This window comes from Bradyrhizobium sp. SZCCHNR1093, from assembly GCF_032381175.1.
In the GTDB taxonomy this organism is placed as follows: domain Bacteria; phylum Pseudomonadota; class Alphaproteobacteria; order Rhizobiales; family Xanthobacteraceae; genus Bradyrhizobium.
This window is the reverse complement of record NZ_JAUHJJ010000007.1, coordinates 229,822-250,028: the sequence shown is the minus strand read 5'-3', so window position 1 is coordinate 250,028 and position 20,207 is coordinate 229,822. Positions and strand designations below refer to the sequence as shown.

General features: G+C 63.7%; 17 protein-coding genes and 2 pseudogenes. 13 read left to right on the top strand and 6 right to left on the bottom strand.

The features are described from left to right. Window positions 1-611: 611 nt before the first annotated feature. From QX070_RS23000 to QX070_RS22985, 4 genes and pseudogenes are all read left to right on the top strand, one after another. Window positions 612-1,454 (top strand): hypothetical protein, encoded by an 843-nt coding sequence (locus QX070_RS23000; protein ID WP_315739388.1) that lies wholly within the window; start codon window positions 612-614, stop codon window positions 1,452-1,454. Next, a pseudogene (locus tag QX070_RS22995) lies at window positions 1,426-1,647 on the top strand (pentapeptide repeat-containing protein); the annotation flags it as partial. The gene QX070_RS23000 and the pseudogene QX070_RS22995, both read left to right, overlap by 29 nt. A 168-nt stretch (window positions 1,648-1,815) precedes the next feature. Then, window positions 1,816-3,309: pseudogene (locus tag QX070_RS22990) on the top strand (PAS-domain containing protein); the annotation flags it as partial. 15 nt (window positions 3,310-3,324) lie between these two features. After that, window positions 3,325-4,074: a hypothetical protein gene (locus QX070_RS22985; protein WP_315739387.1), complete on the top strand. Its 750-nt coding sequence runs from the start codon at window positions 3,325-3,327 to the stop codon at window positions 4,072-4,074. Window positions 4,075-4,121: 47 nt separating this feature from the next. Here QX070_RS22985 and QX070_RS22980 read toward each other — a convergent pair whose 3' ends face one another. Then, entirely contained in the window at window positions 4,122-4,682 is a 561-nt protein-coding gene (locus tag QX070_RS22980; RefSeq protein WP_315739386.1) for a GNAT family protein, read from the bottom strand. 224 nt (window positions 4,683-4,906) lie between these two features. Further along, window positions 4,907-5,797 (bottom strand): SDR family oxidoreductase, encoded by an 891-nt coding sequence (locus QX070_RS22975; RefSeq protein ID WP_315739384.1) that lies wholly within the window; start codon window positions 5,795-5,797, stop codon window positions 4,907-4,909. Between the two features lie 91 nt (window positions 5,798-5,888). Between QX070_RS22975 and QX070_RS22970 the strand changes: the two genes are divergently transcribed. Then, complete coding sequence (locus QX070_RS22970; protein ID WP_315739383.1) at window positions 5,889-6,716, top strand: helix-turn-helix transcriptional regulator; 828 nt, start codon at window positions 5,889-5,891, stop codon at window positions 6,714-6,716. Window positions 6,717-6,794: 78 nt separating this feature from the next. Here the strand turns inward: QX070_RS22970 and QX070_RS22965 are convergent, their stop codons facing one another. After that, entirely contained in the window at window positions 6,795-7,028 is a 234-nt protein-coding gene (locus tag QX070_RS22965) for a hypothetical protein (RefSeq protein WP_315739382.1), read from the bottom strand. A gap of 29 nt (window positions 7,029-7,057) precedes the next feature. Here QX070_RS22965 and xth point away from each other — a divergent pair, with 29 nt between their 5' ends. After that, entirely contained in the window at window positions 7,058-7,828 is a 771-nt protein-coding gene (gene xth, locus QX070_RS22960; RefSeq protein ID WP_315739381.1) for an exodeoxyribonuclease III, read from the top strand. Window positions 7,829-8,074: 246 nt separating this feature from the next. Here the strand turns inward: xth and QX070_RS22955 are convergent, their stop codons facing one another. Further along, window positions 8,075-8,368, bottom strand: coding sequence for a GlsB/YeaQ/YmgE family stress response membrane protein (locus QX070_RS22955; protein WP_315739380.1), 294 nt, complete (start codon window positions 8,366-8,368; stop codon window positions 8,075-8,077). Between the two features lie 348 nt (window positions 8,369-8,716). Between QX070_RS22955 and QX070_RS22950 the strand changes: the two genes are divergently transcribed. The 5 genes from QX070_RS22950 to QX070_RS22930 all read left to right on the top strand — a co-directional run bounded on the left by QX070_RS22950 (window position 8,717) and on the right by QX070_RS22930 (window position 16,208). Continuing rightward, entirely contained in the window at window positions 8,717-10,501 is a 1,785-nt protein-coding gene (locus QX070_RS22950) for an amidohydrolase (RefSeq protein ID WP_315739379.1), read from the top strand. Between the two features lie 79 nt (window positions 10,502-10,580). Beyond that, window positions 10,581-12,077 (top strand): amidase, encoded by a 1,497-nt coding sequence (locus QX070_RS22945; protein ID WP_315739378.1) that lies wholly within the window; start codon window positions 10,581-10,583, stop codon window positions 12,075-12,077. Window positions 12,078-12,150: 73 nt separating this feature from the next. Continuing rightward, the gene (locus QX070_RS22940; RefSeq protein WP_315739377.1) at window positions 12,151-12,504 is read left to right on the top strand and encodes a hypothetical protein; all 354 of its coding nucleotides are present in this window, start codon (window positions 12,151-12,153) and stop codon (window positions 12,502-12,504) included. A 317-nt stretch (window positions 12,505-12,821) separates the two neighbouring features. Continuing rightward, window positions 12,822-14,630 carry an amidohydrolase gene (locus tag QX070_RS22935; RefSeq protein ID WP_315739376.1) on the top strand — a complete coding sequence of 603 codons (1,809 nt, stop codon included), beginning with the start codon at window positions 12,822-12,824 and terminating at the stop codon, window positions 14,628-14,630. Between the two features lie 72 nt (window positions 14,631-14,702). After that, a complete protein-coding gene (locus QX070_RS22930; RefSeq protein ID WP_315739375.1) occupies window positions 14,703-16,208 on the top strand; it encodes an MFS transporter in 1,506 nt (501 codons plus the stop codon). On the opposite strand, the gene QX070_RS22925 is transcribed toward QX070_RS22930, so the two are convergent. Together QX070_RS22925 and QX070_RS22920 are read right to left on the bottom strand one after the other, a co-directional pair. After that, a complete protein-coding gene (locus tag QX070_RS22925; protein ID WP_315739374.1) occupies window positions 16,205-17,065 on the bottom strand; it encodes an LssY C-terminal domain-containing protein in 861 nt (286 codons plus the stop codon). The two genes, QX070_RS22930 and QX070_RS22925, sit on opposite strands and share 4 nt — an antisense overlap. Before the next feature lie 208 nt (window positions 17,066-17,273). Continuing rightward, on the bottom strand, window positions 17,274-17,576 hold the full coding sequence (locus tag QX070_RS22920) for a hypothetical protein (RefSeq protein WP_315739373.1): 303 nt from the start codon (window positions 17,574-17,576) through the stop codon (window positions 17,274-17,276). 255 nt (window positions 17,577-17,831) lie between these two features. On the opposite strand from QX070_RS22920, the gene QX070_RS22915 reads away from it, so the two are divergent. Next, window positions 17,832-18,557, top strand: a complete 726-nt coding sequence (locus QX070_RS22915) for a sulfite exporter TauE/SafE family protein (protein WP_315739372.1) — start codon at window positions 17,832-17,834, stop codon at window positions 18,555-18,557. Window positions 18,558-18,576: 19 nt separating this feature from the next. Next, on the top strand, window positions 18,577-20,055 hold the full coding sequence (gene radA / locus QX070_RS22910; RefSeq protein ID WP_315739371.1) for a DNA repair protein RadA: 1,479 nt from the start codon (window positions 18,577-18,579) through the stop codon (window positions 20,053-20,055). The last annotated feature ends 152 nt before the right edge of the window (window positions 20,056-20,207 follow it).

The window sequence follows — 20,207 nt, the reverse complement described above, 5'->3', positions numbered from 1 at the left end:
TCATTTCACCCTCTTCGAAAGACGAGGGCGCAGGGAATGCCGGGTGCTGGCCGCAACCCATGGCCCGCCTGCAGAAAAAAAGCAGGCGGCAGTCACCACAGGTCCAGCCGGTCAACCGGCATTCCCTGCGCGATGGCTTTACGTCTTATACGTACTCTCCCCGGGGATCGGCTGTCTTGCCCCCGTGACCGGCGGATCATCACCGCCGGCGTAGCATCAGCGTCGAGATGCCAGGACCATACGTTTTCGACGTGCGCCTCGTGCCGTTCGTCCGCATGACGTCAAGCCATGCTGCGACCCGAAGCGCCCACCGCATCCCGCCCCGCGTGTCATGACGATCGCGATACGCCCCTCGTGCCGAGGCGGGACGGAGGGAGTGAAGCATGATTTTCGGAAAAACGAAATGTAAATATTTTTCGCGGGAGGGCTGGACAGGGTGAGTCGCGTTGAGATCATTGAGGAAATCGATCATTTGACGCAGGCTCTCGTCTAGGTTTTCAACTCTCGTACGGACGCAGCCAGCCCCCGCTCTTCTAAGGCAACACCACAACTTGGCAGTCTTTATCGGGTTGTGTCATTATGCGATCACCACCCTCAAAACGAGGCCATCGATGTGGAGCATTTCGATCGCGCGAACTCAATTTGCCGATGACAGGCTAGCCTCTCTCTCCGTCGAGAGTCCAACTAACCTCCATACGAAAGAGGGCCTCGGACTGCTAGTCGGGCTATGGTGCGGCAAACTGCGCGGCGAGATTAGGACCGACCAAAGTCCACTCCAGTTTACAATTGGTTTTCTGGCGGGTGACGTTGTGGTCGAGCCCAAAGGTGGACAAATAAGTAATCGAGGACGTCTGCAGACCACGGTCGGACTGATCAAGGTCAAGCACTCGGAGATCGACCACTCAAAAAAAGAGGGCATGGTCGGCGGACGCATCGGTTTCGGCCTTTCCAAATTAATAGGAAACCTCGGAAAAGCCGAAGTCGACGTCGGAGGAAAATTAGAGCGCAGCAACTCTCAATCAGAACAAAAAGATCACGAGTACGTCCAGCGAGTCTGGCGCGTAGCCGATGCAGGACATAACTTCTGGCGAGTTTACGGAGAGGGACTGAACGATGATGGAGTGTTGGAACACAAGATAATTGGCGATGAACCACTTTGCCATATCCTGCCTGATCTTGGCAGCGACACGATCGAAGTCTCAGTCACCTTCCGATGTTCCATGACGGACCTGTGGTTTCATCGGACCAATACAATCCCGATCAACACAGATCAACGATTCAGCCAAAAGCAGGCTGAACAGAACCGAGCCGCCGTGGTCGGCATAATTGCTGCAATTGCGCTTAGCCGAACGGCGAAATCCAATGACTTTGGATACACCGAAGGCGATCTAATTCTTGCGAAGCAGACTCTTGTGGCTGAACTGCATGATACGCAGAAAGGCAAACATGACTAGCGGCGATCAACATCCCCTTGTTCCGTCAGATTCTGATTGGCTTAAAGACGCTGAGAAGCGCAATATTGCAGCCGTCTACCAATCTAGTTCTGCCTGCTTTTCTGACTTGGTAGAAATCTCGGGATTGAACCCGAACGTGGATTTTCGGTTCGCCAACCTCGTGGGCGTCGACTTTCGGGGTTCAGATCTGCGTGGTTACAACTTTTTTGGAGCAAACCTGTCATACACGCACTGGAACGAAGCACGATGGGACACAACAACAAACATTGAAGGTGCGATTCTAACCGGCGCGAAAGGTTATGAGACCTTAAAACCTGACGGACTCAGCCATGTTTCTGAAGGGGGGCTGAAGCAGTTCTTCCGCCACACGCTTGATCATTTGTCATCGGGTGTCGCCGTTTTTGATAACCAGCGCCGCCTGGTGTTCTATAACGAATCGTATCGACGCCTGTGGGATCTCGACGCGGCATTCCTCAACAGCCAGCCGGATGATTCCTCCGTGCTCGATCGTCTGCGCGCAGCGCGCAAATTGCCCGAGCAGGCCGACTTCAGCGCCTGGAAAGCCAAGCTGCACCATGCCTATCGCGCAGTCGAGGTCGCCAAGGATACCTGGTTCCTACCCGACGACCGCACGTTGTCAGTCGTCACCACGCCCAATCCCGAGGGCGGCATCACCTACCTTTTCGATGACGTCACCGAGAGCTTCGCCCTCGCCCGCCGCTTCGATGGCCTGATTCGGGTGCAGCGCGAGACGCTAGATAGCCTCGCCGAGGGTGTCGTCGTGTTCGGCAGCAATGGCCGTGTCGAGTTATTTAACCCGGCCTTCGCAACAATGTGGAGGCTGACGCCTGACGCATTGCGCGGACACCCGCACATCGACACCCTCGTATCTTGGTGCCGGAACCTCTACGACGAGCCTGAGGCCTGGCGCACAATCAGCGAAACCATTACCTCGTTCGAAAGCCGGAGCAACATGGCTCTAAAGCTCAAGCGCAAGGACGGCACTGTGCTCGACTGCATCAGTCGGCCGCTGCCTGAGGATGCAACAATGCTCACCTTCCAAGACATCACTGATACCGAGCAAGTTGAGCAGGCGTTACGCGAAAGTAATGAAGCGCTCGAGGCCGCTGGACAGATGAAGATCGATTTCGTCCACCATGTGTCCTACGAACTGCGCGCACCACTCACTACGATCGTGGGCTTCACACATTTCCTAAGCGATCCGGCCAACGGCCCGCTGACGCCCAAACAGGCTGAATATCTCGACTACGTCACCAAATCGTCCAACGCGCTGCTTGCATTGACCAACAACATTCTCGATCTCGCCACCATTGATGCAGGCGCGATGAGGTTGGAACTGGGCCCGGTGGATGCAGTTAAGGTGATCGAGGCCGCGACCGAGGGCGTGCAGGACCGGCTTGCTACCGACCGCATCCGACTGAAGATCGAGGTCGATAACAATGTTGGTATCTTCCTCGGCGACGAGCGCCGCATCGTACAGGTGCTCTACAATCTGTTGGTCAATGCCATAGGCTTCTCGCCGCAAAATTCTACCGTCGTGGTCAGCGCTCGCCAGACGGATCACAATGTCGCATTCTCGGTTACCGATTCGGGCCCCGGCATTCCACCCGGGATGAAGGATAAAGTGTTCGAATGGTTCGAGAGCAATTCCCAGGGCTCGCGCCATCGCGGTGCCGGGCTCGGCTTGTCGCTTGTGCGCTCATTTGTCGAGCTACATGGCGGGAGGGTCCAAATAGACACGGTGGTCGGTATCGGCACTACCGTCACATGCAAGTTTCCTCTTTCACAACATAGATCTGAACAAGAGGCTCAAAAAGCCGCACGGCTTGCTTGAGCCGAGTGGACATTCGTGTTCTCGAAACTCAAAGACATCGCCTCGGGTGCCGTGAAAAGCGTCGGCGGACAGTTCGCGAACGCCTCCAGGGCGATTGCCGATCTCGCCGCCAGTCTTGCGACCCGCGCCGCAGCGGCGGCGGATCTCGGTCGCATCCTCGATATCATTGAAAAGGTTCCGGGCGTCAGTTTCGACCGGCCCGAGGTCGATGCCGACTATCTCGACACGCTGCTGGCTGCGGTGCAGATGGGCGAGCTCACGCTGGCTGTCCACTACCGCAAGGAAACTGAGGCGAGTTTGGTGCGCCTGCATCCGGTCGCAGCGGCGGACGCCAATGAGCTGACCGGCTCGGACGGCAAGTTCTTTTCGAAGATCCTGTTCAACGGTGAGGACGACAAGCCCGCCATCCAGATGCTGATCAACTCCGATCATCTCGCGGACAACTACCGGCACGTGACCGCCGACACGCTGATCAACGCGCTGGCCTTCCCGATCGAGAACGTCAAAGGCGGCTTCATCATCGCCAGATCGTTCCGTGCAATCGCGCGCCCCATCGCAGGCTGGCTGCTCAACATCATCTTCGACCAGGGCGGAAAACTGCACCGGCGTATTCGCGGCCATCGCGACGAAGATCAACCCCAACCGACCTCCCCGCTTGCGGATGAGGAGGAGGCTGACATGTCGCATGTCTCAACAGCATCGGAAGACGGCGACGTCCCAAAGTCGGAGCTTCCATCGAGCCATCGGCCGCCATCCGCGGAATGATGCCACGCGTTGATTGAGCACAGCTAAGCTTCACCGGCGGGCCACCCTCATCCCCACCCGCGCGGATCCGTCTTCAGCAACGCATACAGCATGTCGTCGCGCCATTCGCCGCCGACGCGCAGGTGGTCGCGCAACTGGCCCTCGCAGCGGAAGCCGAGCTTTTCGGCCAGCTTGCGCGACGCGGCATTGTCTGGATGGATCAGCGCCTGCGCGCGGTGCAGGCCGAGCTCGCCGAAGCAGAAATCGAGCATCGCACCGACCGCCTCGGTGGCGATGCCATCGCGCTGCCGGGCAGGATCGACGATGTAGCCGATCGTGACGCGCTTCGCACGCATGTGACCGTCGTGATAGTTCACCATGCCGATGCAGCGGTCGGTCTCGGCTTCTGCCACCGCCCAGAACCGGTAGTAGGACGGCGTACAATCGATGAACCGGCGGACGGCACGTTCGCTCTCGATCCGTTTGGTGTGAACCGGATGATTCCAGAAGCGCATCGCATCCGGATCGCTGAAGCACCGGTGCATCGCTTCGGTGTCAGCGGGATCGAACTGTCGTAGGCGCAGGCGGGCGGTCGAGAGGATCGGGTGCGGGATGGGCTGTCTTGCCATGGCGGGCTCATGCAGGGATGAACCAGACTAGCAGCGATGACGGCAGGAGCGCTACGTTCAGTCGCCTCTCGCCCGAAGGCCCCAATCTCCGCGTCGCCGTCATTGCGGGGCGCGCGGACGACACGGTGCCGGCGTCGTGCCGATCGCATGAGGCCGGTGGCAGTGCACAAGACTCGCGCGACCCTGCGCTTGGCTCGTGCACTTCCCACGTTCGCGGCCGACGCTCATGCCTTGAAGTAATCCGGCTGGCCGATGTCGGCGATCAAACCGATCCCGTCCGGTCTCCAGCCCAGGCGCTGCTGCGTCAGGATGCTGGAGGCCGGCATGTCCAGGCCCGCGAACATCGCCAGCGGTCCGTAATAATCGCCCGCCTCGTCCTGCCTGATCGAAACGACCGCCACGTTCAGCGCGCGGCCGATCACCTCGATGACCTCGCGCATCGGGACGCCTTCCTCGCCGACGGCGTGGTAGATCGCGTCTGCCACGCCCTTCTCAAGGGCAAGCCGGTAGAGGCGGGCGACGTCCGATCGATGCGCCGCCGCCCAGCGCTCGGTGCCTTCGCCGACATAGGCTGCGCGGCCCTTCTGCCGCGCGAGCTCCACCAGATAGGAGATCAGCCCCGCCTTGCCCGGCGCGCCGTGCACCTGCGGCAGGCGGATCGCCATCGCGCGCACGCCACGCGATGCATAGGCCAGACCGGACCGTTCGGACACGCGCGGAGCATGCGCTGACGACTCGCGCCGCATGTCTTCGGTGACCACCACGTTTGGTGCAACGAGCCCCGTTCCGGAGGTGACGATGAACGGCTTGTTCGTTCCGGCCAGCACGTCGCCCATAGCTTCGATGGCGGCCTTGTCGATGGCGCCGTTCTCCGCGAATTTCGCGAAGTCGTGGATGAAGGCGAGATGGATCACGCCGTCGGCATCCCTCGCGCCGCGCTTCAGGCTGTCGAGGTCCTGCAGCGAGCCGCGATGAACCTGCGCGCCCAGTTGCTCGAGCGTGCGGACGTTCTCGGCGGAGCGCGCGAGGCCGATGACCTGATGCCCGGCGGCGATCAGCTTCCTGGTGGTTTCGGAGCCGATGAATCCGGCGGCGCCGGTGACGAATACGCGCATGAGACACACTCCCTGTTCAGACCGCCGGGATATTGCTAGGCTGCTCATGCTGGTAAAGTCGTGACTTTATACGGGTATAATCGCTAACAGGATGACGGACGCTAACCCTCTCGGGACCTATCTCAGGGATCGCCGCGCCAAGCTCGATCCGACCGCCTTCGGCCTGCCGCTGCAGCGGCGGCGAACGCCGGGGCTTCGGCGCGAAGAGGTGGCGCAACGCGCCAATGTGAGCGCCACCTGGTACACTTGGCTCGAGCAAGGGCGCGGCGGCGCGCCCTCCGCCGACGTGCTGGACCGCATCGCTCGCGCCATGATGCTGACCGACGCCGAGCGCGAGCATCTGTTCCTGCTCGGTCTCGGCCGGCCACCCGAAGCCCGCTATCACGCGATCGACGGCATCTCACCCCGTCTCCAACGCGTGCTCGACACGCTGGAATACAGTCCCGCCTTCGTTCGCACGGCGACATGGGACATCCTCGCCTGGAACAGGGCGGCTGCGGCTGTCCTCACCGACTACAGCACCCTGCCGGAGGGCCAGCGCAATGTTCTGCGCATGATGTTCCACGACAGCCGTGTCCGCGCAGCACAGCCCAACTGGCAGGCCGTGGCGCGCTATGTGGTCGCGTCCTTCCGCGCCGACGTGGCGCGCGCCGGTGCGGCCCGCAATGTCCAGTCGCTGGTCGATGAGCTCTGCGCGACGAGCCCGGAATTTGCGGCGATGTGGCGCGACAACGACGTGCAGGGACGGCATGGCGATGGCGTGAAGGTCCTGCAGCATCCCATCGCCGGATCGCTCTCGCTGGAATTTTCGGGCTTCGCCGTCGATGGCCGGCCCGACCTCACCATGGTGATCTACAATCCCGCGACGCCGGCGGATGCGGACAAGATCCGCGCGCTGGTGACGTCGCGACCGAAATAGCCACACAACCGCACTCGGCTCGCGCGCCTCGCTCGCCAGCGTCGGCCAGGGGGGCGCGGAAGCGCGACGTCCCTGCGGCTATTCCGTCTTCGCGGCGTCCAGCACCTTCTTGCAGGCGTCGGCGAGCTGGGCATAGTTGCGCGTCAGGCCGGCGACGATGCGGCCGCCGCCGGGAAGCACATCGCTGCAGAACCTTGGGTAGTCGGCCTGACAGGCGGCGCGCTGCTCGTCGGTCGGCAGCAGCGGCGCGCGGGCCGCATCCGCAAGGCCCAGCGACAGCGTGAACAAAAAGGCGATGGCGAGCTTGGACATCGGGCCTTCCCCTCAATGCAACGGGCATCATGAAGATCGCGACCTTCAACATCAACAATGTCCGGCGGCGGCTCCCCAACCTGCTGCGCTGGCTGGGCGCGGCCAAGCCCGACATCGTCTGCCTGCAGGAGTTGAAATGCGCCCAGGCCGACTTCCCCGTCGATGAGATCGCCAAGGCCGGCTATGGCGCTGTGTGGCAGGGCCAGAAGACCTGGAACGGGGTCGCGATCCTCGCGCGCAAGGCTGAGCCGGTGCTGACGCGCACCACCCTGCCCGGCGATATCAGGGATCGCGAGGCGCGCTACATCGAGGCCGCCGTGCGCGGCATCGTCGTCGGCTGCATCTACTTGCCGAACGGCAATCCGCAGCCGGGACCGAAATTCGACTACAAGCTCGCCTGGTTCGAGCGGCTGCACAAGCACGCGGCTGATTTCATCAAGGACGACCGGCCGATCGTGCTCGCCGGCGACTACAATGTCGCGCCTGATGCGCTCGACATCTATCCGACGAAGTCCTGGGACAAGGATGCGCTGGTCCAGCCGAAGAGCCGCGCCGCCTACAAGGCGCTGGTCGATCAAGGCTGGTGCGATGCGATCCGCGCGCTGCATCCGGACGCGCCGATGTTCACCTTCTGGGACTACAAGCGCAACCGCTGGCCGCGCGATGCCGGCCTGCGGCTCGATCACCTGCTGCTCAGCCCGCAACTCGCGCCGCGCCTTAGCAAGGCCGGCGTCGACCGCGCCATCCGCGGCGAGGACGGCGCCAGCGATCACGCGCCGGCCTGGATCGTGCTGAAATAGTCCGAAGGTCGAGAAGGATGCCCCGCGAGCTGCGTTCATCGGAGATCACTCTGGCCGATCGCGCCTCCCGGTGAATGTGACGTCGAATGGGAGCGTTACGCCGCACACCGTCAGTCCCGTCCCGCATCCATGATCGCGTGCGCGAGCCGCGCCGGATCGGAGAAGCACAGCTCATGGGCTTCGGCGTCCGCCCGCGCGACTGGCGGGCGGAGACCGCGCGTCACTCCGGCTGTCGACCGCCTGCGGTCAGCGCGGACTCCGTTCGCGGGCCGCGCCCCACAACCAGATTGCCGCCAGCAGGACGAGCGAGCCGACGAACGCCGCGACGACGTCGCGCAGCGAAATGACGATGCTGCCCATGCCTGGAAACAGCCCAAACAGGTTGAACAGGACACCACCGATGAGGGCGCCGACGCATCCCAATCCGATGTTGGTCAAAAGCCCGAAACCTGCTCGGCGGCGCTTCACCAGGATTCCGGCAAGGCCGCCACCAATCAAGCCGACGACGAGCCAAGTCCCTGCATGTACCAGTGTGAACATTCTTCACTCCGTCGGTCTGCCGTTACCCCTCGGTTGGAGCATTACGGCCAGAATCGTGCACTTGCAGGTTACATCGATTTCGCTGCCATCAACTGAACTCTGCAGCTCGGATGAGTTCGTGACCCAATCGCAAACTGGTCGATGCTCAGGCCGGCGTCCACCGAAATGACAGTCATTCGAATCTAATCGTCTCGAACACGAGCAGCTCATGCGAACGCTTCGCACGCAAAGGGCTACGTAGTTCCCCCGAGTTCATACAATCCTCGGAATCGGGAAGAATGCGGTTCCCGCAGAGCGTGCAAAGGTGAATGCATGTGCATCGCATGCAACTGGGCAAGATTCCATGGTTTGCTCAAGCTTGATTTTGACTCCGTCAACGAGGCCGAGCCGTCACGACGCCAGCTCCTGCAGACAGGCGCGGCGTTCGCTGCGGCCGGCGTTGCCTCGGTGTCCGCTCCGACGAACGCCGAGGCGCGAACCGGCGGCGGCAAGGCCGACATCGTGTTTCGCAACGGCCCGGTCTACACCGTGAACGGCGGCCGGGAATGGGCCCGCGCGGTCGCCGTCAAGCAACAACACATCGTCTATGTCGGCGATGACGCGGGCGTCCGGTCCTTCATCGGCCCAAAGACCCGCGTCGTCGATCTCGCCGGCAGGATGCTGCTGCCCGGTTTCGTGGAAGGACACATCCATCCGATAGCGGGCGCTGTCGTGACTCGGGGTGTCGATCTTCAATACGACACAAGGGAGGAGATGCTCGACGCCCTGAAGGCCTATCGCGCCAAGCTGGGCCAGGCCGGCATCGTCCGCGGCTTCGGCTGGCGCTATAACGCCTTTCCGCCGACCGGCCCGCGCAAGGAGGATCTCGATCAGATCTGGCCGGACACGCCCGTCTTTCTCGTCGGGATCGATGGCCATTCAGCCTGGGTCAATTCCAAGACGCTGGCGATTGCCAAGGTGACCAAGGCGACCAAGGATCCGTTGCCCGGCTACAGCTACTTCGAGCGGGACCCGGCCTCGGGAGAGCCGACCGGCTATCTGGTCGAGCCACCGGCGATGTTTCCGGTCCTCAACGCGGTCTCGCCGTTCACGCCCGGCTATATTGCGGACTCGCTCGCACAGTGGCTGCCGAAGGCGTCGGCGGCCGGCATCACCAGCGTGTTCGATGCCGGACTGCTCGTTCTCCCCGAGGAGACCGGCTACGAGCTCTATCAGGATCTGGAGCGCAAAGGAAAACTGCCGTTCCGTGTGGTCGGATCGACCTACCACAACAATCCGGCGATCGACCCCGTGCCGATCGCGAAGGCCCTGCGTCGACGCTTCAATTCCGAACTGGTGCAGGCCCCCGTTCTCAAGCTCAACATCGACGGCGGCGAAGCCCAACGGACCGCCGCATTGCTGGCCCCCTATAGCGACGATCCGAGCACGAGCGGCGAGACGCTGGTCCCGCCGGATCAGTTCAAGGACATCATCCGCCGCGCCGACAGGGCGGGCCTCAATATTCACATCCATTCCTACGGTGATCGCGCCAACCGCCTGTCGCTGGACGCGTTCGAAGCCGCGATCAAGGTCAATCCGCCGCGCGATCGCCGGCACACGCTGGCGCATCTCATATTTGTTTCGCCTGACGATCTGCCGCGCTTCGCCAAGCTCGGCGTCACCGCGCAGTTCTCCGCCCAATGGTCGGTGGCGGATGCCTATTGGCAGGGCGTGATGCGGCCCCGCGTCGGCGCGCGCGCCGAGCAGGCGTTTCGCACCGGCTCGATCCTGCGTCATGGCGCCAACATCTCGCTCGGCACCGATTGGCCGGCCGCCGGCTATTACAGCACCTACAAGCCGCTGGATGCGATCGAGATCGCGACCACGCGGCGGGAGTTGAACAAGCCGGGTCAGCCGGCCTTGGTGCCGCTCGACGAGCGGATCAGCCTCGAAGAGGCGATCCGCGCCGCCACCACGGGACCGGCCTATCAGCTCGGACTCGACCAGAAGATCGGTTCGATCGAGGTCGGCAAGCTCGCCGATCTGATCGTGCTTGAAAGAAACCTGTTCGAAGTCGCCCCGCACGACATCCACAACACAAAGGTGCTGATGACCGTCATGAACGGTCAGGTCAGGCACGAACAGCGAAGCTGAATCCAGCGACTTCTCGGACCGTCACCTTCAGGGCCACATCGACAAACTCAGACCGATTCCCGGAAATACGGAGGCGTATATGATTGACAGAAGAACGCTCATCAAAGGCGCGGGAGCGGCGTTGGTCGCGTCCGGACTCGATTTGCCGGCCGCGCGCGCCGAGTCCGCCGATCCGCTCTGCTATGCGTCGGTCGCCGATCTCATCGCCATGTTCCGGGCCCGCAAGGCGTCGCCGGTCGATCTCTTGAAGGCGCAGATCAAGCGGATCGAAGCCTACAACCCGAAGGTCAATTGTATCACCTACGCGCACTTCGACCAGGCGATGAAGGAGGCCAAGCAGTCCGAAGACCGGTATCGGCGCGGCAATCCGCGGCCGCTCGAAGGGATCACGGTGGCCATCAAGGACGAATTCTCCAGGCCGGGCTGGCGGACGACGCAGGGCTCGCTCCTCTTCAAGGACTCGCCGCCCGCAACGGAAAACTCGGCCATCACCGACGCGCTCGAGGCCGCCGGCGCCGTCATGCCGTTCCAGACGACCGTGCCGGAATTCTACCTCTTCCTCGGCGCGTCCACCCGCGCCTGGGGCACGACACGCAATCCGTGGAATCTCGAATATTCTCCGGGCGGGTCGTCGGCGGGATCGGGCGCGGCGTTGGCCGCAGGCTTCACGACGCTCGCCATGGGCTCGGACATGGGCGGCTCGATCCGAATTCCCGCCTCACAATGTGGTCTCTATGGCTTCAGGCCGCCGTTCGGACGCGTGGCTGGCGGGGAAATCCCGTTCTCGACCTCGGGCCCGATGGCGCGGCGCTTCGACGACCTCGTCCGCCTCCAGAACGCGATCGTCGGTCCGTCCGAGCGGGTGATGGCCGCGATGCGCCCTCGCCTCGACTATCCCACCCGTTATCCGCGCCTTTCCGGGTGGCGCATCGCCGTGGATTGGGGCGCCGGCATTGCGGACGTCATACCGTCCGTGAAGGCTGCGATGCTGAGAGGAATCGAGGCGCTGCGCGCCGCGGGGTGCACTGTGGACGAGGTCGACTGCGGCTTCACGAAGGCCCACAAGATGGTCTTCATCCGTGGGCTGATGTCGACGTCCATCGGCACTGCGATCGAGATCTCGAATGCGCATCGCGATCAGCTCTCGCCCTACATGACCGAAATGCTCGACCAGGTCGGCGCGGTCGGACCGCGCCAGGCCGAAGAAGCCGAAGAGCTGCTGCAGCGGCTGCACCGCCAGGTGCAGCAGCGCGTGTTCGGCAAGGGCTACCGCATCCTGCTCATGCCGACCATGGCAACGCCTCTGGTCGGGGCCGACATGTTCAAGAGCAAGGAAAACAAGGTCGACCCGTGGGTGGGCACCGGTCTGGGCTTGGCGCTGACGTGGCACTGGAATCTGCTCAACCGCTATCCGGTCGTCGATGTCCCGCTCGGCGTGGTCGAGGACCGCATTCCCTCGGGCATGCAGGTGATCGGCCAGACCTACACCGATCTCGACACGTTCCAGTTCGCGTCGAACTGGTCTCGCCTGCGGCCGTCACTGTTCGCCGGCGGGCAATTTCCGACCTTCGCCTGACTCCATAGCGGCCGGAACGGTGCAGATGCGCGACAACGGATGCGAGAGCAGCGCTTCGACAGTGAGGTCGGCCATGACTCCGAGAATTTTTCGACGAGCGGTTCTCCTGTTCCTGATCTCAGCGCTGTACCCAGGCGCCGGCGCCTCGGCACAGCAGAGGACGCCATCGCTCGAAGATCTCGCCAAGGCGGCGCAAAACCCGATCGCGGATACGATCAGCGTCGGGCTGGAGAATATCGCCATGCCGAACACGGGTGCGTACCGGCAGACGGCTGACGTTCCGGTCGGCGCGGGAATAGGCAAGCTCTTCATGGTCGACAAGCAGCCGGTCAACGCCGAGATCGGTGTCTACTACAATGTGCTGAGGCCGGACCTGGCATCGCGGTGGCAGTTTCGCGCCAGCCTGGCTTTCCTGTTCCCGAAGTGACGGTGCTCGGGACCAGGCATCGGTGGGATCGATGACCTCCACGGCATGAATGACACCCTCGCGCTCGGGCGACGCATAGACGATGAGTCGTTGCGGCGGTCCTCCTTTTCTCTGTCTGAAAGCATTCGATTTGAAGTTTATCCATCAACAGGAAACGAAGACTTCAGTATGCGTGCTGGCGCTCGACGCCGCCGAGATTGACTTGATCGTTGTCAATCTTGGCGGGTGCTGAGTGAAGTAGTTTCAGCGTCTGACTCGGCAATCGTGCAGCTCACCCGGAGCGCGGAATTTTCGGAGCAGGACTTCGGAGCAGGACAATGTGCATTGCATGCGGTTCCGCCATCGGTTCGCTGTTTGCGGCATCTAAGTCGGAGCGCGGCGGACTGACCCGTCGCCAGATGGTCGCGACCTCGGCTGCGGCCGCAGCGTTCGCCGCTGCCTCGGCTCCGGCCTGGGCCGCCTCCAGCAGCACGACCATCTTTCGCGGCGGGCGCGTCTACACGGTGGACGACTCCCTGCCCTGGGCCCAGGCCGTCGTCGTCAAGGGAGACACGATCGTCTACGTCGGCGACGACGCAGGCGCGATGAAATTTGCCGGACGCGGGGCTGACGTCATCGACCTCAAGGGGCGGATGCTCATGCCGGGCTTCGTCGAGGCGCATTGGCATCTTTGCACGCTGGCCTTCGCCCGCGGCGCCTGGGTCAACGAGGAGGATCCGGAGCGCATCTACGCGATCCTGCGCGATTACGCGAAGACGCATTCCGACGAAAAGTTCATTCTGGGCTTCGGCTGGATCGCTAGCGCGTTTCCCGCCTCGGGTCCGCGCAAGGAGCCGCTGGACGAGATCTTCCCCGATCGACCGGTCCTGCTCGTCAGTTGCGATCTGCACGGCTACTGGGTCAATTCCAAGCTGCTGGAGATGGCCGGCATTACGAAGGATACCCCGCGCGACGTCGTGCCCGGCTCCTCCTGGTACGAAAAGGATCCCAATGGCCTGCCGACCGGCTTCATTTCAGAAGTGCCTGCGCTGTTCGCGGTGCTCAAGGCGCTCGAAAAGCACGGCATCGAACCATTCGGCCTGAAGTCGACCGCCGCCGCGATCGAGGAATGGCAGCCCAGGCTCGCAGCCGCCGGCATCACCACCTTCTTCGATGCCGGCTTCAGCGCCTGGCCGACCGAGCAGCATCACGGTTTCGACATGCTGGTCGAGCTCGAGAAGCGCGGCAAGCTGCTGCAGCGCGTGATCGGCAGCCTGTATCACAATGATCCCAGCGTCGATCCGCTGCCGATCATTCGGGCCTACCGGAAGCGCTATCGCACTCCGCTGGTCAAGGCCGAGGTGCTCAAGCTGATCGTCGATGGCACCGAGCTGAGCCGCACCGCCTATCTGCTGGATCCCTATGCCGGAAGCCCGGATTGGCGCGGCGAACCATTGTTGCCATCGCCCGTGTTGAATCGGATACTGCGCGAAGCCCATGCCGAGGGAATCGATACGCACCTTCACGCCGTCGGCGATGCCGCCGTCCGCATGAGCCTGGATGGATACGAAGCCGCCTTTGGCAAGAACGGCCCCGGCAACCGCCGTCATACCATCTGCCACGCATTCCTCACCGCGCCATCGGACATTGCGCGCTTCAGAAAGCTCGGCGTGATCGCGAATACGCAGATCCAATGGGGCGTGCCGGATGCCAGCCAGCGTCGCGTCTGCGAGATCTACGGCGACGAGCGCTGGAGCCGCATGTACACCTTCAAGACGTTCATCGACGAAGGCGTCACGGTGTCGTTCGGCATGGATGCGCTGGCGACCGGCTCGAAGGTCGTCGTCAAGCCACTCGAGGCGTTGCAGGCCGGCCATACACGTCAGGAGCCGGGCAAGCCCGACGGCCTGGTCCATCCGCCCGCGACCGAACGCCTGGGCCTGCCGGACCTCATCCGAGGCTACACCATCAACGGAGCCTACCAGCTTCGCATGGAGGACAAGATCGGCTCCATCAAGGTCGGCAAGCTGGCCGATCTGATCGTGCTCGAGAACAATCTGTTCGATGTCGGGCCACACGACATCGGCAAGGTCAATATTCAGCTGACGATGATGAACGGCCGGATCACGCATCGTCGTGGAATCTGAGCGGGAGCGGTGAACGTGCTGGAGACGACGAGCGCGCCGAATGAACCACGGCTTGCGCAAGCGAGCGCGCCAATGTCGAAACGCAATCGCTGGATGGTTCTCCTGACCGTCTCCAGCGCGCTCGCGCTCGTCGTGATCGACATGACGGTGCTCTATACGGCGCTGCCCAGCCTGACCCATGAGCTCGGCGCAACCGCCTCGGAGAAATTGTGGATCGTCATGGCCTACGGGCTCGTCGTCGCCGGCCTGCTTCCCGGCTTCGGCTCGCTCGGCGATCGCGTCGGGCACAAGAGGACGTTCATAGCCGGCCTCATCGTCTTCGGACTAGCCTCGGTCGTCGCCGCCTATTCGCCGACCGCCATGGTCCTGATCGGCGGGCGCGTCCTGCTCGCAATCGGCGCTGCACTGATGATGCCGGCGACGCTGTCGATCATTCGCGTCACCTTCTCCGATGATCACGAACGGGCGCTCGCCATCGCGATCTGGGGAGCCGTTGCGTCCAGCGGGGCGGCAGTCGGCCCCTTGGTCGGCGGTGTCCTGCTGGAATATTTCTGGTGGGGCTCGGTCTTTCTGATCAACGTGCCGCTCGTCGTGCTGGCGCTGGTCGCCGGCCTGCTGCTGATTCCTGCACCGGCCGATCGTGCTGAGCGCGACTGGGACCTCCTCGGTTCAGTGCAGGTGATGGCCGGGCTGATCGGCTTCGCCTACGTCGTCGAGGAGCTCGGCAGTCGCCAGTCTTCCTATGTCGTCCTTGCCGGCACGGCTGTCGCGACGGTCATCATGTTGACGGTGTTCGTACGCCGTCAATTGCGTCTCGAGGATCCTTTGCTCGACTTCACCCTGTTCCGAAACGTCGAGTTCACGCTCAGCGTGATCACCGCGATCGTGGCTTCACTCGCCATTGCGGGGACGGAGCTCGCGATCAGCCAACGCCTGCAACTCGTCCTCGGCTATTCGCCGCTGCAGGCGGCATTGTACATCCTTCCGGCCCCGCTCGGTGCCTTCATCGGCGGGCCGCTCGCGAGCCTGATGCTCCGTCGCGTCCGAGCCGCCACCACGATGTCCGGCGCGTTGTTAATCGCAGGCATCGGCGCGGCCGGCTACCTGCTCTGCTACAACGCCAGCCTGGCGCTGCAACTGATCTGCATCGCGGTCAATGGTCTAGGGCTGGGAGCATCCATCGCCGCCGCCTCCAACGCTGTGATGAATCACGCGCCTGAAGGCCGCGAAGGCATGGCCGCGTCGATCGAGGAGGTGTCGTTCGAGCTCGGCGGCACAATCGGCATCAGCATTTTCGGAAGCATCCTGTCCGGAGTCTATACGGCGTTCATGGTTCTGCCCGATGGCCTCGGCATTCCCGCCGCTGCGCGCGACAGCATCGACGAGGCGCTGATCGCCGCCGAGCGGCTGCCGACCGGGCTCGCTGCCCTCGTCACCTCGCACGCTCATCGCGCCTTCGATCAGGCGTTCCTGACCGTCGTCTGCGTTGCGATGGTCGTCCTGCTCGGCACCGCCTTCCTGGTCCGGCCCCGAGCAGGGCGAACGACCTCGAACGCGGCTCGTCAGCATGTCCACTAGGCCGGCGACGAAGACCCCTCATGCGCGTCGGCATTGGCGGCGATCACCACGCTCGCCAACGCGATGTCGCCGTCCGTCACATAGTGATTGACCCGCTCGGGCAGGTTCCGGCCGGCCTTGTACAGCTCGACGGTCTCGATCGATCGTGTCCTGATCAATTCGGCCATGATGTAGTCCCGCTCCGCATTGGCATCCGGATCGGTGGCGTGCGTGATCTGAAAGGTCAGTCGGGTGAGCGACAGGCCCGTGTCCTTCGTGCCGGCACCGACCCAGAGGACGGACTCATCGGCCGCAGGCGTGTCGGTCGCTGACCAGAAATCGCCAGCGTTCCAGCTCTTCTCGGCGTGGGCGAGGTCAACGGCCCAGAACCGGACGTGATGACGCTTTCGCGGACTGTTGCCGATGGCTTTCTGAAAGCCGATATCCTGGCCGCGACCGAACAGATAGAGGGTGCTGAAAGGAGCGGTGGGGTACGGCCAGGCGAGGACGAAGGCGCGGACCATGGCCCACGAGCTTGCCAGCCCCAATCGGTCCGCCTCGCACCAACCGATCGCAGCAAAGCTCGCGCGGAGCTGTCGAAGCGTGCCGATCAGGGCGAGATTGACGGGGTCGCCAGGCAATCCATCGCTGGTGATCGTGTAGCTGGGCACCCGCCGACTCTGGAGGATCCTGAGACTCAATCTGATCACGCGTGGCAGAATGACATAGGCCGCGATTGCGTAGCTGACGCCGACGGCGGCAATCCAGGGCAGCCTGCGATCCGCCGTCTCGAACACCACGAACACGATCAGCCAGACCGTGAAGATCCCGAGCCCGGCGACCAGCACGCGTTGCATGAGGCGTAAGAGCAGTCGCACTGGATCGGTCCGGTGAAAACGAGGTGATCAGCATTCGCGTTTTCGGTAGGGTGTCCGATCTTCTCTTCGTTGGCAACACCGCACGTGAAGGCACGAGGCCGCCCGGTCGCCGGCGCTATGACGAGGTTGTCCGCCCTGGGTTGCTCGACATTCGTCTGCGGCGGCACGCAGCCCCGAGCCAGCCCAAAGACAGCCGGACTGCGCGTGCTTACGCCGACAGCCGCTCGGCGTTGGCCGCGACATAATCCCGATAGAGATCGACGACCGCGGCCGGGCTCGCGCCGGCCATCAGCTTCGCCGTCGCCTCCAGGGCTGCGGCGATCTTTTCGCTGACCATCAGCTCCGCTTCCTGGCCCGCGTCGGCTTCGCCGCGCGCGAACTTTTCCAGCCGGAGCCGGATGACCTCGCCGGCTTCCATGGCCAGCATCGCGGCCGTGAACCAGGGGAACTTCGCATCGGCGGTTGCCGTCAGGGACGGCCGCATCTGCAAGGACATCGGGGTTTTGCTCATCGTCATCGTCCGAGAACATGAGCGGACGTGCGAGGAATACGCTTCAACTTTTAATGATGCGGACGCACAATCATCGACGATTTCGAGTCGACTCGAACCACCCGTTAACCACCTGGGCCCTGCTTCTCTCATCCGTCATTGCGAGGAGCGAAGCGACGAAGCAATCCAGAGTCATGCGCGCGACTCTGGATTGCTTCGCTTCGCTCGCAATGACGGGAGAGAGATCTTGCCCGCCATCACGAAGGCGCGAAAATCTTGGGCTTCCTGTTCGTCCTCGCGATAGGCCTCGTTGCCGGCACGTTGTCCGGCATCGTCGGCACCGGCTCGTCGATCATGCTGATGCCGGTGCTGGCCTACGAGTACGGCCCGAAGGAGGCCGTGCCGATCATGGCGGTGGCCGCCGTCATGGCGAACCTGTCGCGCATCCTGGCGTGGTGGCGCGAGGTCGACTGGCGCGCCTGCGCGGCCTATTCGGTCACCGGCATTCCGGCCGCCGCACTCGGCGCGCGCACCTTGCTGATCCTGCCGTCGCAGGCGGTCGATATCACGATCGGCCTGTTCCTGATGGCGATGGTGCCGGTACGGCATTGGCTGACGCGGCACGACCTCAAGGCCAACCTCTGGCACCTCGCGCTCGGCGGTGCGGTGATCGGATTTCTGACCGGCATCGTGGTCTCGACCGGGCCGCTCAGCGTGCCGCTGTTCCTGTTCTATGGGCTGTCGAAGGGCGCCTTCCTCGCCACCGAGGCTGCCAGCTCGCTCGGGCTCTATGTCTCGAAATCCATCACCTTCCAGCGCTTCGGCGCGCTGACGCCGGACATTCTGCTCAAGGGCCTGATCGCCGGCGGCTCGCTGATGGCCGGCGCCTTCGTCGCCAAGCGCTTCGTGCTGCACATGAAGCCCGACATGTTCCGGCTGGTGATGGATGGCATCATGCTGGCCGCAGGCCTAACTATGCTATGGAACGCCACCCACTCCTGAGCACATCGATTCTCCCTCCATGGCCAAGACCACGCTCTCCTTCGTCTGCCAGAACTGCGGCGCGGCCTATTCGCGCTGGCAGGGCAAATGCGAGGCCTGCGGCGAGTGGAACACGCTGGCGGAGGAAGACACGACGGGCGCGACCTCCGCGCCGGTCTCGCTGCGCTCGAAGCGCAAGGGCCGCACGTTCCAGCTGGAATCGCTGACCGGCAAGACCATCGACGCGCCGCGGCTGTCGTCGGGCATGACCGAGCTCGACCGCGTCACCGGCGGCGGCTTCGTGCGCGGCTCGGTGCTCTTGGTCGGCGGCGATCCCGGCATCGGCAAATCAACGCTTCTGACCCAGGCGACCTCGATGCTGGCGCGCGCCGGCCATCGCGCGGTCTACATTTCCGGCGAGGAAGCTGTCGCCCAGGTGCGGCTGCGCGCCGAGCGCCTCGGGCTTGCGGATGCGCCGGTACAACTGGCGGCCGAGACCTCGGTCGAGGACATCATCGCGACCCTGTCGGAAGGCGGCGTGCCGCGACTGATCGTGATCGATTCGATCCAGACGATGTGGACCGACACCGTCGAATCGGCGCCGGGCACGGTGACCCAGGTGCGCGCCTCGGCGCAGAAGCTCATTCGCTTCGCCAAGAAATCCGGCGCCGCCATCATCCTGGTCGGCCACGTCACCAAGGACGGCCAGATCGCCGGCCCCCGCGTCGTCGAGCACATGGTGGACGCGGTGCTGTCGTTCGAGGGCGAGGGCTCGCAGCAGTTCCGCATCCTGCGCGCCGTCAAGAACCGGTTCGGCCCGACCGACGAGATCGGCGTGTTCGAAATGACCGGATTGGGTCTGCGCGAGGTCACCAACCCCTCCGAGCTGTTTCTGTCCGAGCGCGATCTCGGCAGCCCCGGCACGGCGGTCTTTGCCGGGATCGAGGGCACCCGCCCCGTGCTGGTCGAAATCCAGGCCCTGGTGGCGCCGACCTCGCTCGGCACGCCGCGCCGCGCCGTCGTCGGCTGGGATCCGAGCCGGCTGTCAATGGTGCTGGCCGTGCTGGAGGCGCATTGCGGCGTCAAGCTGTCGGGCCACGACGTCTATCTCAACGTCGCCGGCGGCCTGCGCATCAACGAGCCGGCGGCGGATCTCGCCGCGGCCGCAGCTCTGGTCTCCTCGCTGGTCAACGCGCCGCTGCCGCCCGATGCGGTCTATTTCGGCGAGATTTCGCTGTCGGGCGCGGTCCGCCCGGTGGCGCAGACCTCGGCGCGGCTGAAGGAGGCCGCCAAGCTCGGCTTCGGCCGCGTCGTGCTGCCGGAGCGCGCCCGCGGCGAGGCCGGCGGCGATGCCGGGCTCAGCCTCAATACCGTCGGCGGCTTGACCAGCCTGGTCGCCGACATCGCCGCGCGCGGCACGCCCCGCGCCCGCCACGACGAGGGTGAGCAGGGCCGCCGTGGCCCCAGCCATGCCGAAAAAAATGCCACACCAGCGAGATTCCGCCGCCAGGACGGCTAGCCGGACCGTGACGTTCGCGTGACTCGCCGCTATACAACGCCGCAACCGGGCGCCCACGCGGGATGGTGCAGCGTCCGGACTTGCCGGGGAACCCTGCTCTCCTCCGCCTGGAGGGGCGGTCCTCCGTCAATTCGAAGCGAACCTTGGACCTG